13 protein-coding genes and 1 riboswitch are annotated in these 12213 nt (G+C 70.2%); of the genes, 8 read left to right on the top strand and 5 right to left on the bottom strand.

Going from position 1 to position 12213, the window contains the following annotated elements; all coding sequences use genetic code 11:
• Positions 1 to 10: 10 nt before the first annotated feature.
• Positions 11 to 958, bottom strand: coding sequence for a UPF0104 family protein (locus RHOOR92_RS0113845; protein ID WP_027490524.1), 948 nt, complete (start codon positions 956 to 958; stop codon positions 11 to 13).
• A 2-nt stretch (positions 959 to 960) separates the two neighbouring features.
• Positions 961 to 1866: a hypothetical protein gene (locus RHOOR92_RS0113850; RefSeq protein WP_027490525.1), complete on the bottom strand. Its 906-nt coding sequence runs from the start codon at positions 1864 to 1866 to the stop codon at positions 961 to 963.
• Between the two features lie 16 nt (positions 1867 to 1882).
• Positions 1883 to 1958: riboswitch (S-adenosyl-L-homocysteine riboswitch) on the bottom strand.
• A 150-nt stretch (positions 1959 to 2108) separates the two neighbouring features.
• Between RHOOR92_RS0113850 and RHOOR92_RS0113855 the strand changes: the two genes are divergently transcribed.
• From RHOOR92_RS0113855 to RHOOR92_RS0113865, 3 genes are all read left to right on the top strand, one after another.
• On the top strand, positions 2109 to 3443 hold the full coding sequence (locus RHOOR92_RS0113855; RefSeq protein ID WP_027490526.1) for an amino acid permease: 1335 nt from the start codon (positions 2109 to 2111) through the stop codon (positions 3441 to 3443).
• Positions 3444 to 3508: 65 nt separating this feature from the next.
• Positions 3509 to 5641 carry a beta-agarase gene (locus RHOOR92_RS0113860; RefSeq protein ID WP_027490527.1) on the top strand — a complete coding sequence of 711 codons (2133 nt, stop codon included), beginning with the start codon at positions 3509 to 3511 and terminating at the stop codon, positions 5639 to 5641.
• 119 nt (positions 5642 to 5760) lie between these two features.
• Positions 5761 to 6189 carry a hypothetical protein gene (locus tag RHOOR92_RS0113865; RefSeq protein WP_015448821.1) on the top strand — a complete coding sequence of 143 codons (429 nt, stop codon included), beginning with the start codon at positions 5761 to 5763 and terminating at the stop codon, positions 6187 to 6189.
• 48 nt (positions 6190 to 6237) lie between these two features.
• Here RHOOR92_RS0113865 and RHOOR92_RS0113870 read toward each other — a convergent pair whose 3' ends face one another.
• Genes RHOOR92_RS0113870 through RHOOR92_RS0113880 form a run of 3 tightly spaced genes read right to left on the bottom strand, consistent with a single transcriptional unit; the run spans position 6238 to position 8030 of the window.
• On the bottom strand, positions 6238 to 6645 hold the full coding sequence (locus RHOOR92_RS0113870; RefSeq protein WP_007509684.1) for a hypothetical protein: 408 nt from the start codon (positions 6643 to 6645) through the stop codon (positions 6238 to 6240).
• Positions 6642 to 7112, bottom strand: a complete 471-nt coding sequence (locus tag RHOOR92_RS0113875) for an Mpo1-like protein (protein WP_015448820.1) — start codon at positions 7110 to 7112, stop codon at positions 6642 to 6644. Before RHOOR92_RS0113875 ends, RHOOR92_RS0113870 begins: the two co-directional genes overlap by 4 nt.
• Positions 7113 to 7133: 21 nt before the next feature.
• Positions 7134 to 8030: a phosphoribosylaminoimidazolesuccinocarboxamide synthase gene (locus RHOOR92_RS0113880; protein ID WP_007509682.1), complete on the bottom strand. Its 897-nt coding sequence runs from the start codon at positions 8028 to 8030 to the stop codon at positions 7134 to 7136.
• A 126-nt stretch (positions 8031 to 8156) separates the two neighbouring features.
• On the opposite strand from RHOOR92_RS0113880, the gene RHOOR92_RS0113885 reads away from it, so the two are divergent.
• The 5 genes from RHOOR92_RS0113885 (at position 8157) to RHOOR92_RS0113915 (ending at position 12205) form a co-directional block, all read left to right on the top strand.
• A complete protein-coding gene (locus RHOOR92_RS0113885; protein WP_007509681.1) occupies positions 8157 to 8465 on the top strand; it encodes a c-type cytochrome in 309 nt (102 codons plus the stop codon).
• Complete coding sequence (djlA, locus tag RHOOR92_RS0113890) at positions 8462 to 9268, top strand: co-chaperone DjlA (RefSeq protein ID WP_007509680.1); 807 nt, start codon at positions 8462 to 8464, stop codon at positions 9266 to 9268. Before RHOOR92_RS0113885 ends, djlA begins: the two co-directional genes overlap by 4 nt.
• 115 nt (positions 9269 to 9383) lie before the next feature.
• Entirely contained in the window at positions 9384 to 10052 is a 669-nt protein-coding gene (gene rpe, locus RHOOR92_RS0113895) for a ribulose-phosphate 3-epimerase (RefSeq protein ID WP_007509679.1), read from the top strand.
• 885 nt (positions 10053 to 10937) lie between these two features.
• The gene (pdsR, locus tag RHOOR92_RS0113910) at positions 10938 to 11627 is read left to right on the top strand and encodes a proteobacterial dedicated sortase system response regulator (RefSeq protein WP_007509678.1); all 690 of its coding nucleotides are present in this window, start codon (positions 10938 to 10940) and stop codon (positions 11625 to 11627) included.
• Complete coding sequence (locus RHOOR92_RS0113915) at positions 11624 to 12205, top strand: hypothetical protein (RefSeq protein ID WP_007509677.1); 582 nt, start codon at positions 11624 to 11626, stop codon at positions 12203 to 12205. Before pdsR ends, RHOOR92_RS0113915 begins: the two co-directional genes overlap by 4 nt.
• The last annotated feature ends 8 nt before the right edge of the window (positions 12206 to 12213 follow it).

Below are 12213 nucleotides of genomic sequence, written 5' to 3' on the forward strand. Positions count from 1 at the left end.
CCGGAAAGTGTCAGCAGCGATGCCGCGCCGAGCGCCGCAGGCGCCACTCGAACACCGCCAGCGCGACGCTGCCCAGCACGAACGGCAGCGCGGTGTAGGTAAGCCGATAGCACAGGATCGCGGCGAGCAGGTCGGCGCGCGCCGCGGGCGGAAACGAGGCCAGCATGATCGTCTCGAACACGCCCAGCCCACCCGGTGCATGGCTGGCGATGCCGGCCAGCACGGCGGCCACGTAGATCGGCAGGAAGTCCACCAGCGGCGGCGCGCTCGCCGCCGGCAGCAGCACGTACAGCGCGCCGAGCGCGGCCAGCATCTCCACGCCGCCGACCAGCATCTGCATGGAGGCGATGCGCGCGTTCGGCAAGGCCAGCGTCAGTCGCCCCAGCGCGAGCGTGCGCGGGCGGGCCAGCCAGGCGAGCAGTGCGAGCAGCGCCAGCAGCAGCGCCGCGCCCGGCCAGCGGCCCCAGCCGCGGGTGATCTCCGGCTGCCAGCACAGCGCGCCGGTGGTCACCACGGTGAAGCCCAGCCCCACGCCGAACCCGGCCAGCGCCACGATGCGCGCGATGTCGCCGGCGCCGAGTCCGGCCGTGGCGTAGATGCGGTAGCGCAGCGCGGCGCCGGTGATCGCATGGAAGCCCAGCGTGTTCGAGATGCCCTGGGTGACCGCGCCGGCGAACGCGGCCAGCTGCGCCGGGATGCGCTCGCGCACCACGGTGCGCGCAGCAAGCACGTCGAACATCGCCAGCATCGCCAAACTGAGCAGCGCCGCCCCGGCGGAACACGCGATGCGCCAACCCGGCAACTGCGACCAGGCCGCTGCCACGTCGTGCCAGCTGAGGTGGGTGAGGTAGCGATGCAGCAGCCACAGCGCCAGGGCGAACGCCGCCAGCGAGCCCGACCACGACAGCAGGCGCAGCCAGCGCGCGGACGACCCGGCGGGAGCGTGCGGGTCAGCCATGCTCAGCGGGCGTCCGCCAGCGCGGCCGGCGACAGCCGGGCGGCCACGTCCCGGGCCAGCCGCTCGGCGGCGGCAGGGTGTGCGGCCAGGTGCAGGAACGGCTCGATCAGCTCCAGCTCCATCACCAGGAAACGCCCGCCGCTGACTACGCCGTCGACGCGCACGTAGGCATGGTCGCCATGGCCGATCGCGGCCACTGCCGCCAGTGCGCGGTCGGCCGCGGCCAGGATCGCGGCATCGGGCTGCGCCGGCTCGGCGCTGCCGCCGTACTCGCCCTGCACGCGGTAGTCGCCGGCGGCCGGGCGCTTGATCACCGCGTGGCTGAATGCGCCGGCGAAATACAGCAGCGACCATTCGCCGTCGCTGACCACTTCCGGCACGAACGGCTGCACCAGGTAGTCGTGGCCGCGCGGCAGTTGCGCCACCGCGGCGGCGAACGCCGCGTCGCCGGCGGTGCCGCGCAGCGTGCGCCAGGCGCTGCCGCTGATGTTGGGCTTGACCACCACCGACTGCCCGCTCATTGCCGCCAGCGCCCCGGGCAGCGCACTGGCCGTTGCGAGTCGCGTGGGAATGATCGCCACGCCGTGCCGCGCCAGTTCGAGCAGGTAGCGCTTGTCACTGTTCCAGCGCAGCAGCGCGCTGTCGTTGATGGTAGGAATGCCGAGGCGGTCGAGCCGATCCAGCCAGTCGAGGAACGCCGCGTGGTGCTTGAAGTAATCCCAGATGGTGCGGATCAGCACCGCGTCGAACGCCGACCAGTCCAGCGCCGGGTCGTTCCACACGCAGACCACCGGCCGGACGCCGAGCTGCTCCAGCGACGCCGCCAGATGGGCATCGTCGGGCTGGATGGCGGGATGGTCGGCGGACGTGGCGACGGCGAGCCGGCGCGTGACAGCGTGAGTGGACATGGCGACACCTCCAATAGCGGAAAGGGCGCCCTTGCCATGGAGTCGCCGGCCGAGCGTGGCGGGCATGGCCCGCTGCAGCACCCCTCGGCGGCGACGGCGCGGCTGAAATCGCCGCGCCACGAACCGGCACAGTCTTCCGGCGCGGCGGCGACTTGTCAATTTGCCGCATGGCATGTCGCCAGGCCCGAGGGCATGCCGCGCGGGACTGGTGGAAACGGCATCGACAATGGCAAGGTAGCCGGATGCTGACCGAACCTGCCAATGCCTATGCCCGTCGCCTGAACACCTGGGACGCCGCGATGATCGTCATCGGCGGCGTGATCGGGGCAGGCATCTTCCTCACTCCGGCCACGGTGGCGCGCCACACGTCGTCCGGCGCGGAGGTGCTGCTGCTGTGGGCGATCGGCGGCCTGCTGACTCTGGCCGGCGTGCTGTGCTACGCCGAACTGGGCGCGCGGCGGCCGCAGGCCGGCGGCATCTACGTCTACCTGCGCGAGGCGTTCGGCCTGCTGCCGGCGTTCCTGTTCGGCTGGACCATGGCGCTCATCAACTACCCCGGCAGCGTGGCCGCGGTGGCCACCATGTTCGCCGACTACTTCTGCACCGCGATCGGGCTGCCGCCGCTGCTTTACGTCAAGCCGGTGGCGGTCGGCGCGATCGTGTTCATCGTCGGCATCAACCTGTTCGGCATCCGCGCCGGCGCGTGGATGCAGAACATCTTCACCGTGCTGAAGCTGACTGCGGTCGCGCTGCTGGTGGTCAGCGGGCTGGTGCTGGCGCAGGGCCACCTGGGCCTGGCGCTGGCGCGCGACACCACCTACCCGGTGTCGTCGTGGGCATTTGCCGGCGCGCTGCTGCCGGTGCTGTTCACCTATGGCGGCTTCCACTACCTCAACGACCTCGCCGGCGAAGTGCGCAACCCGCAGCGCACGTTGCCGCGCGCGCTGGGCATGGGCATGGCCGGCGTGGTGATCTGCTACGTGCTGGCCAACTACGCCTACCTGGCGGGCCTGGGCCACGCCGGCCTGGCCGCCAGCGAGGCACCGGCGGCGGACCTGATGCGGCGGATGTTCGGCGAGTCCGGCGCCACCGTGATCGCGGTCGGCATCGCCTGCTCCACCTTCGGCTACTGCGCCATCGCCATCGCCGGCGGCGCGCGCGTGCTGCAGACGATGGGCGCGGACGGGGTGTTCTTCCGGGCCGCCGGCCGCGTCGATCTGCGCACGCGCGCGCCGCAGATCGCGCTGGCCCTGCTCGGCGCCTGGGCGGTGGTGCTGACCCTGTCCGGCAGCTTCAACCAGCTGCTCAACTACACCACCGTGGGCGAGTGGCTGGGCCACGTGTTCGGCATCGGCACGCTGTTCTGGTACCGCAAGCATTTCATCGACGACCCGGCGCCGTACCGGGTGCCGTTCTACCCGCTGCTGCCGCTGATCTTCGTGATCACCGTGTTCGGCGTGATCGTGACCAGCGCGATCCACGCGCCGGGCGACGCCGGCATGAGCCTGGCGATCATCGCGCTGGGCGTGCCGGTGTACTACGGTTGGCAGCGCTGGATGCACCGCCAGTCGGCGTGAAGCCCCCGCCTTGCAGGGCGGGCGGCGCCTGCCCTGCAAGACCGGTTCGCAAGAGGATGCCTTTGATGAAACGCCATGCGTGGATCTGGCTGTGCCTGGGCGGCCTCGGCACCTGCCACGCCTCGGCCATGCCGGGCGTGGCCGACCTGGCGGCACCTGATGCCGGAGCCCGCATCAGCCTCGACCACGTGCAACGTGCCGGCGGCACCGAACACGCCGGCGACGGCGTGGCGCAGCAGCGCTACGTGTTCCAGCCGGCGCCACGCCCGCAGATCGCGATCGCGCCGGCAGGCGGTGCATGGGACTGGTCGGGGCAGGGCGAGCTGCGCCTGCGCGTGCAGAACGCGATGCCGTGGGCGGTGACGCTCGAGGTGGCGGTCGACGGCGCGGCGAACCAGCGCCTGCAGGCGACCGTCGGCGTGCCGGCCGGGCCGGCGCAGACGCTGGTGGTGCCGCTGCCGGCGACCTCGCCGCGCGGCGAAGGCATGCAGGCAGGGCCGCCGATGCCGTTCGACGACCACGGCCGGCCGACCCTGCTGGCGACCACGGTGCAGGGTGCGCTGGATCTGCGCGATGTCCGCGCGATCCGGCTCGGCGTGCCCACGCCGCAGACCGCGCAGACCCTGCTGTTCGGTCGCCTCGACGTGGCGCCGGGTTCGGCCAGCGGGCACGAAGCCTACGCTGGCATCGTCGACCGCTACGGCCAGTTCACTCGCGCCGACTGGCCGGAGAAGATCGATACCGACGCCGCGCTGCGTGCGGCGGTGCAGGCGCGGCCGGCTACGGTGCGGAGCGCGGAACGGGACGCCTACGGCGGACGTCTGGACGTCCATGGCTGCGATCGCACCGGCTGGTTCCGCACGCAGAAGCGCAATGGCCGCTGGCAGCTGGTGACGCCCGACGGCCATGCGTTCTTCTCGCTCGGCGTCAACGCAGTGATCACCGACGGCGGGCGCAGCTACGTCGAGGGCCGCGAGTTCATGTTCCGCGATCTGCCGCCGAGCCGCGGCGAATGGGCGGCGTTCTACGGTCATGACGACAGCCGCAGCAGTGAGCAGGGCGCCAGCCGCGGCATCGACTACAACCACGGCCGCTGGTTCGACTTCTACGCGGCGAACCTGTATCGCGTCGACGGCCGCGACTGGCTGGCCGCATGGCGCCGTCGCGCGCTGGATCGGCTGCAGGCGTGGGGCTTCAACACCCTCGGCAACTGGAGCGACGACGCGCTGGGCCAGGCGCATCGGCTGCCATACACGCGCTCGATCGAGATCGCCGGCGACTACGCCAACGTTTCGAGCGGATACGACTACTGGGGCCGCATGCCCGACCCGTTCGACCCGCGCTTCGCGCAGGCCGCGGAGCGGGCGGCGGCGACAGCGAGCGCCGGCGTGCGCGACGATCCGTGGCTGCTCGGCTACTTCGCCGACAACGAACTGGCCTGGGCCGGCAGCGGTCCGCAAGGCCGTTGGGGCCTGGCGCTGGGCACGCTGGCTGGCACGGTGAGCAGCCCCGCCAAGCGGGCCTTCATCGCCGACCTCAAGGCGAAGTACCGCACGCCGGCGCAACTGGCCGCGGCGTGGGGCATCGCGCTCGCCTCCTGGGACACGCTCGACGCCACCGGCTTCGCCGCGCCCGCGCCGGATGAAGCGCATCCGGCGATCGCGCGCGACTACAGCGCGTGGCTACGCCGCTACGCCGACGCCTATTTCCGCACGGTAGCCGAAGCGATCCGCCACCACGACCCACACCACCTGTTCCTCGGCGGCCGCTTCGCGGTGCGCACGCCCGAGGCTGTCGCCGCCTGCGCGCAGTACTGCGACGTGGTCAGCTTCAACGTCTACGCCGACCTGCCGCAGCACGGCCTCGACCTCGCCGTGCTCCGCGCGCTGGACAAGCCGGTGCTGATCGGCGAATTCGCCTTCGGTTCCACCGACCGCGGCCCGTTCGGCGCCGGGCCGGTGGCGGTGTGGAACGAGCAGCAGCGCGGCGAGGCCTACGCGAAGTTCGTCGCCGCCGCCGCGAGTGATCCGAACATCGTCGGCGCGCACTGGTTCGACTACGCCGACCAACCGGTCACCGGCCGCCTGCTCGACGGCGAGAACAGTCACTTCGGGCTGGTAGGGATCACCGATATTCCGTTCGGCGGGTTCGTGCAGGCGGTGCGTGCGGCAAACGAGCAGGTGCGGGATCGGCGCTGAACGCAGGCACCGCGGCAGACGCCGGCGCGGCTATCGGTTAGGCTGGCGCCACCGCCGGGGAGAGCGGACGGCACGGGGGTGCCGCCGGGCGGTTTTCCTTCCACTGACTAGGGGGTTGTATGGGTACTTCGACGTTGGCCGCGCTGGCCGGCATGGGCTTGTTCGCGATCGTGGTGATGGCCGTCGTGGGTATCCTGCTGGCGGCGCTGGTGCTGAGCGTGGCGTTCCGGCTGGTGGTCGGCTACATGCCGTCCTACCTGCGCGCGCTGGGCGCGGTGGTGCTGACCTGGATCGCGGCGGCCGTGGCGATGGTGCTCGTGGGCATGGTCACGCACGGCAGCGCGGGCGGGCTGCTGTCGCTGCTGGTGCAGTTCCTGGTCGGCGCCGCGGTGGTGAACTACCTGCTGCTGGCGCAGAACGGCAGCCAGATCGGCTACGGCAAGGCCTGCGTGGTGCAGCTGATCTACCTGGTGATCTTCATCGTGCTGGCGGTGATCCTTGCTGCGCTGGCGGCGGTGTTCTTCGGCGGCATGCTGGCCCACGCGTGAGCTTGCGCGGGGGCGGAGCGATCCGCCCCCCGCGCCTCGAGCCGGCGCTCAGGCCAGGCTGGTGGCCACGCCAAAGCCGAGCGCCATGATCACCGCGGCCGCCATGCAGGCGCTGCCGGGACGGATGCGACGGGCGTCGACGCGCGGCACCAGCCGCCACAGCAAAATGGCGCCGAGCAGCATGTCCAGCACCAGCGCGACGCGCAGCAAGCCAGAGCTCAGCAACGCAGGGTAGGGCGGATGCAGGCGGCCTTCGTACGCGGCCACGCCGACCACCAGCAGCAGACTGGCCATGGCCCACAGCAGGCAGGCCAGGTAGATGCGGTTGAACACCACCGCGCAGCGTTCGGTCCAGCGCAGGACGGACCAGCCGAGCAGGGCGAACACCAGCGCAGCCATGCTGCTGTACAGCACCCACCACAGCAGGGTGCTGATCACGGTAAGCACGGTGGTCATGTGACTTGCTTGAACCCCAGTTTGCGCAGCAGCTTGGCCATCAGCCAGGCCGGGCCGATCAGCAGGTAGGAAAGATCGGTGAGGAAGCTCGGCTTGCGGCCCTCGAACTGGTGCCCGATGAACTGGCCGATCCAGGCCACCACGAACACGCCGAGCGCGAGCCAGCACAATGGCGCGGCGCCGAGCCGCCAGTACAGATAATTGGTGAACAGGCCGAGCAAGGCGAACACGAGCAGCAGGCCGAGCGCCAGCCGGTGCGAGCGCCGCCAGTACCAGTAGAACGCCAGCACCATCACCAGCACGGCCCAGGAACCGGGGCGCAGCCGGCTGAGCGGCACCGGCACGGCCCACAGCAGCGCGATCACCGACCACACGATCGGCGGCACGCAGCACCAGTGGAACACCTGGTTGGTCGGGTTCTGGTGGTCGCCGCTGTAGCTGTCGAGCCAGTCCTGCATGCTGCGCATGGCGTTCCCCCGGTGGAAGCTTCAGTCGAGCCGGATGCCGGCGAGCCGCTGCAGCGCCTCGGCGTACTTGGCGGCGGTGCGCGCGATCACCTCGTCCGGAATCACCGGGCCGGGCGCGGTCTTGTTCCAGCCCTGCGCCTCCAGCCAGTCGCGCACGAACTGCTTGTCGTAGCTGGGCGGGCTGATGCCCACCTGGTATTGATCGGCCGGCCAGTAGCGGGTGGAGTCGGGCGTCAGCATTTCATCCATCACGTACAGCTTGCCGTTCGCATCAGTGCCGAACTCGAACTTGGTGTCGGCGAGGATGATGCCGCGCTCGGCGGCATAGGCGGCGGCCCAGCGGTAGATCGCCAGGGTGGCGTCGCGGACCTGGTGGGCCAGATCGGCGCCGACGGCATCCACCACCGCGTCGAAGCTGACGTTCTCGTCGTGGTCGCCGACCGCGGCCTTGGTCGACGGCGTGAAGATCGGCTCGGGCAGCTGCTGCGCCTGCTTCAGGCCGGCCGGCAGCGCGATGCCGCATACCGCGCCGGTCTTCTGATAGTCCTTCCAGCCCGAGCCGATCAGGTAGCCGCGGGCGATGCATTCCACCGGCACCGGCTTCAGCCGCCGCGTCACCACCGTGCGCTTCTCGTACAGCTTCAGGTCGGTGCCGGGCGGCAGCACCTCGGCCAGTGGCACGTCGAGCAGGTGGTTCGGTACCAGGTGCGCGGTCTTGCCGAACCAGAAGTTGGAGATCTGGGTGAGCATCTCGCCCTTGCCCGGGATCGGGTTGGGCATCACCACGTCGAACGCCGACAACCGGTCGGTGGCGACCATCAGCAGCCGCTCGCCGGACAACGCGTACACGTCGCGCACCTTGCCGCGGTGGATCAGCTCGAGGCCGGGCAGGTTCGATTGCGGCAGGGTGGTGGGCACGGCGGCGGGTTCCACGTGGTGGCGAAGTGCCCATTCTAGCCGCTGCGGCCGTGGCGCCGGAAACGCCGTCTCGGGAAATCCGGGCGCGCTGCTAGAATTGGCGATCCTTGGCCCCATCTGTTGCCGATGCGCATTCCATTGATCGCGGCGCTGTGCCTGCTCGCTGCCCTCCCGCTCCGCGCCCAAGCACCGGCCCAGCCCGCCCGCCTGGGTCTGTGCGCGGCCTGTCACGGTGCCAACGGCCACGCCGGCATGCCGGGCGTGCCGCACCTGGCCGGGCAGCGGCTGGACTATCTGCGCGATGCGCTGAAGCAGTACCGCGACGGCCGCCGCAACATTCCGGTGATGCGTGCCGCGATCGGCCCGGTCAGCGATGTCGAACTCGATGCACTGGCGCGCTGGTACAGCGCACAAGCGCCGCAGGGGAACCCATGAGCTACACCTACACGCTGTGGTTCGCCTTCTTCGGCTTGCTGGTCGGCCACTTGCCCGGCGCGATCACCGGCGCGGTGATCGGCTTCATCTTCGACAACATGCGCTACAGCCAGCGCAAGCACGCCACGCCGGAAGCCGGCGGCTTCGTCGGCCCGCTGTTCACCCTGCTCGGCGCGGTGGCGAAGTCCGATGGCCGCGTGTCGGAGCAGGAGATTGCGATCGCCGAGCGGCTGATGACGCGGATGGGCCTGGACGCCGAGCAGCGTCGGCAGGCGGTGGCCAGCTTCAACGCCGGCAAGCAGCCGGAGTTCGACGTCACCCAGACCATCGCCGCGCTGCGCAACTGGGTCGGCCTGCGCCGCGACCACGCCTTCCCGGTGCTCGACGTGGTGATCGAGACGGTGCTGGCCGAGGGCAACCCGCCGCCGGAGAAGATGTCGATCCTGCGCCAGCTGGCGTTCGCGCTGCGCATCAGCGACATGGAGCTGATGGCGCTGATGGCGATGAAGGGCTACGCGTGGAACGCCGGCCCCGGCGGGTCGCGCGGCCACGCCTACGGCACCGGCGGCGGCTACGTGCCGCCGCAGCGCGCGCCGCAGGGGCCGGACCCGTACGCGGTGCTCGGCATCGACCGCAACGCCGACGAGCGCGCGATCAAGCGCGCCTACCGCAAGCTGATCTCCGAACACCACCCCGATCGCCTCGGCGACCTGCCCGAAGACATGCGCAAACGCGCCGAGTCGCGCGCCAGCGAGATCAACGCCGCGTACGACCGCATCAAGGAAGCACGCGGCTTCAAGTAGGAGCCCGCTGGCGGGCGATGCTTTTTCGCCTTGACGTCCCCCGTTGCACCAGAGCAGGAGCATCGCCCGCCAGCGGGCTCCTACAATCACGTCTCCGACATACCGGATTGCCGCCATGAGCAAGCAAAGCCCCGTCATTGCTCCGTCCATCCTCGCCGCCGATTTCGCGCGGCTCGGCGAAGACACCGCCGCGGCGCTCGCCGCCGGTGCCGACTGGGTGCACTTCGACGTGATGGACAACCATTACGTGCCGAACCTCACGATCGGGCCGATGGTGCTGCAGTCGCTGCGCAAGTACGGCATCACCGCGTCGATCGACGTGCACCTGATGGTCAAGCCGGTCGACCGCATCGTGCCGGATTTTGCCAAGGCCGGCGCCAGCCTGATCAGCTTCCATCCGGAGGCGAGCGAGCACATCGACCGCACGCTGGGCCTGATCAGGGAATCGGGCTGCCAGGCCGGCCTGGTGTTCAACCCGGCCACGCCGCTGGACTATCTCGACTACGTGATGGACAAGCTCGACCTGATCCTGATCATGTCGGTGAACCCGGGCTTTGGTGGACAGAAGTTCATCCCCGGTGCGCTGGAGAAGCTGCGTCAGGCACGCGCGCGCATCGACGCCAGCGGCCGCGCGATCCGCCTGGAGATCGACGGCGGCGTCACCGCGCAGAACATCGGCGCGATCGCCGCGGCCGGCGCGGACACCTTCGTGGCCGGCTCGGCGATCTTCCACGCGCCGGACTACCGCGCCGAGATCGCCGCCATGCGCAAGGCGATCGCCTGAGCATTCCCGCCGCCATGCGCAAGGCGATCGCTTGAGCATTCCCGCCGCCATGCGCAAGGCGCTCGGCTGAGCACTCCCTCGTCGTGCGCAAGGCGGCCGGCTGAGCGTCAACCGTCGGCGGCGCTCGCCGCGGGGCACGTGGGCATAAAAATCCCGACGCAGTGAACGGCTGCGTCGGGACAAAACGTCATCGGAGACGTGAGAGGGAACACCATTGATTGGTGTGCCGGCACGACCGCTTCACAGGGAGGATCGGCCATCGTGCCGGCACGTTCCACGGCAAGGGGAACGGTACCAATCAGTAATGTTGACCGGGGTGTTCCGGTTTGGTTCCCGGGAGATTCCTGAACGGCCCGAAGCCCGCTGCGACGCGGTTCCGGTCGAAAAAATCCCCTCGCGGGGAGGGGAAGGCAGCCACCATGCGGGACGGAATGCGTGTGGCGCGGCAGCTACAGCGGCAGCCAGTCGGGATCGGCCGGCTCTTGCCCCGCATCCGGCACGACTCCCTTCGTGCCGGATGCACGGTCGCCTTCCACGGAGAAGGGATTGAACGAGGATGGGTCGCGACCGGGTTGGTCCATGGCGTTCACCTCAAAGACTGAGCAGCAGCCCGAGCAGCAGCGCGCCGATCGCCAGCACGGCGCGCAGCGGCTCGAAGCCGTGCAATTCGGCGTTGGGATCGTGGTCGGGGGATGGGAGCTGCGGCATCGTTGAACGTCCTGCGGATGGCTTGAGGCACATCAAACCGCCGGCGCGGGCGCTGGCGCCGGCACAATCGGGCCGAGCGGCTGTCGCCGTATGGCAAAACGCGGGCAGCCGTGCCGCGCGGCTTGCGTACGCGCGATTCGCATAGCACGCTGCGCGCACCACCACAGGGAGCGCGCCATGGGCCGCAGCATTGCCATCGTCGAAGACGAACCGCTGATCCGCGCCAACTACGTCGAGGCACTGAACCGCTTCGGCTACGACGCGCGCGGCTACGGTTCGCGGCGGGAAGCGTCCAGCGCGTTCGCGATGCGCCTGCCGGAGCTGGTGATCATCGACATCGGCCTGGGCGACGAGCCGGAAGGCGGCTTCGACCTGTGCCGCGAGCTGCGCGCGAAGTCGGCCACGCTGCCGATCATCTTCCTCACCGCGCGCGATTCGGATTTCGACGTGATTTCGGGGCTGAGACTGGGCGCCGACGACTACCTCAGCAAGGACACCAGCCTGCACCAGCTGGCCGCGCGCATCGCTGCGCTGTTCCGCCGCATCGAATCACTGAAGGTGCCGGCGTCCAGCGAGACGGTGATCGAGCACGGGCCGCTGAAGCTGGAGTCCGAGCGCATGCGGATCAGCTGGAACGGCGAGGAGGTGCCGCTCACCGTCACCGAGTTCTGGATGGTGCACACGCTGATCCGCTTCCCCGGCCACGTGAAGAACCGCGACCAGCTGATGCGCGAGGCGGAACTCGTCGTGGACGACGCCACCATCACCTCGCACATCAAGCGCATCCGCAAGAAGTTCATCGCGGTGGCGCCGGAGTTCGACGCGATCGAGACCGTGCACGGCGTCGGCTACCGGTGGAAACCGTGAGCCGGCGCATCGGGCTGGCCTTGCTGCTGTGCGCGTTCGCCACGCTGGCGCAGGCGGCCGGCAAGGATGACGACGTGCTGGCGCGCGGCGCCCGCGACGGCAACGCACCGGCCTGGGCGGTCAGCGTCGCCACGCCGGCCGGCTGGACGCGCGACTGCTGCACCTATGCGCGCGCGATCGGCGTCAACGCCGTGCTGTACCAGGGCGAATGGAGCGGCAAGCCGCAGCGGGTGATGGTGCTCAACGTGTGGCCGCGCCAGCTGCCCGCGCTGGCCGACGAGGTGCAGGCCGACCGCCAGCGCTACCTGCAGCACGACCCGGCCGGCAAGGTATCCGGCTTCGCCGTGCGGCACCCGGCCATGCCGTGCGAGGCCTCGGTCTACCAGGGCAGCGACCATGTCGACGACGTGCTGGTGTTCTGCGATCCGGGCGCGGCTAGTGGCGTGCGGCTGAGCTGGTCGATGGCGTTCGACGACGCCGACCCGTCGCGCCGCGCGCTGCTCGACGACTTCATGCGCGTGGTGGTGGCCTCGCGCTGGATGAAGGATGTCGGGGCGCCGCCCGCGCATGGCCACTGACCGCCGGT

The sequence above is a fragment of the Rhodanobacter sp. OR92 genome (assembly GCF_000427545.1).
GTDB classification, from domain to species: domain Bacteria; phylum Pseudomonadota; class Gammaproteobacteria; order Xanthomonadales; family Rhodanobacteraceae; genus Rhodanobacter; species Rhodanobacter denitrificans.

Coding starts and splice junctions, on each gene's coding strand:
- RHOOR92_RS0113845 (WP_027490524.1), bottom strand. CDS start 958: ATGGCTGACCCGCACGCTCCCGCCGGGTCGTCCGCGCGCTGGCTGCGC.
- RHOOR92_RS0113850 (WP_027490525.1), bottom strand. CDS start 1,866: ATGTCCACTCACGCTGTCACGCGCCGGCTCGCCGTCGCCACGTCCGCC.
- RHOOR92_RS0113855 (WP_027490526.1), top strand. CDS start 2,109: ATGCTGACCGAACCTGCCAATGCCTATGCCCGTCGCCTGAACACCTGG.
- RHOOR92_RS0113860 (WP_027490527.1), top strand. CDS start 3,509: ATGAAACGCCATGCGTGGATCTGGCTGTGCCTGGGCGGCCTCGGCACC.
- RHOOR92_RS0113865 (WP_015448821.1), top strand. CDS start 5,761: ATGGGTACTTCGACGTTGGCCGCGCTGGCCGGCATGGGCTTGTTCGCG.
- RHOOR92_RS0113870 (WP_007509684.1), bottom strand. CDS start 6,645: ATGACCACCGTGCTTACCGTGATCAGCACCCTGCTGTGGTGGGTGCTG.
- RHOOR92_RS0113875 (WP_015448820.1), bottom strand. CDS start 7,112: ATGCGCAGCATGCAGGACTGGCTCGACAGCTACAGCGGCGACCACCAG.
- RHOOR92_RS0113885 (WP_007509681.1), top strand. CDS start 8,157: ATGCGCATTCCATTGATCGCGGCGCTGTGCCTGCTCGCTGCCCTCCCG.
- djlA (WP_007509680.1), top strand. CDS start 8,462: ATGAGCTACACCTACACGCTGTGGTTCGCCTTCTTCGGCTTGCTGGTC.
- rpe (WP_007509679.1), top strand. CDS start 9,384: ATGAGCAAGCAAAGCCCCGTCATTGCTCCGTCCATCCTCGCCGCCGAT.
- pdsR (WP_007509678.1), top strand. CDS start 10,938: ATGGGCCGCAGCATTGCCATCGTCGAAGACGAACCGCTGATCCGCGCC.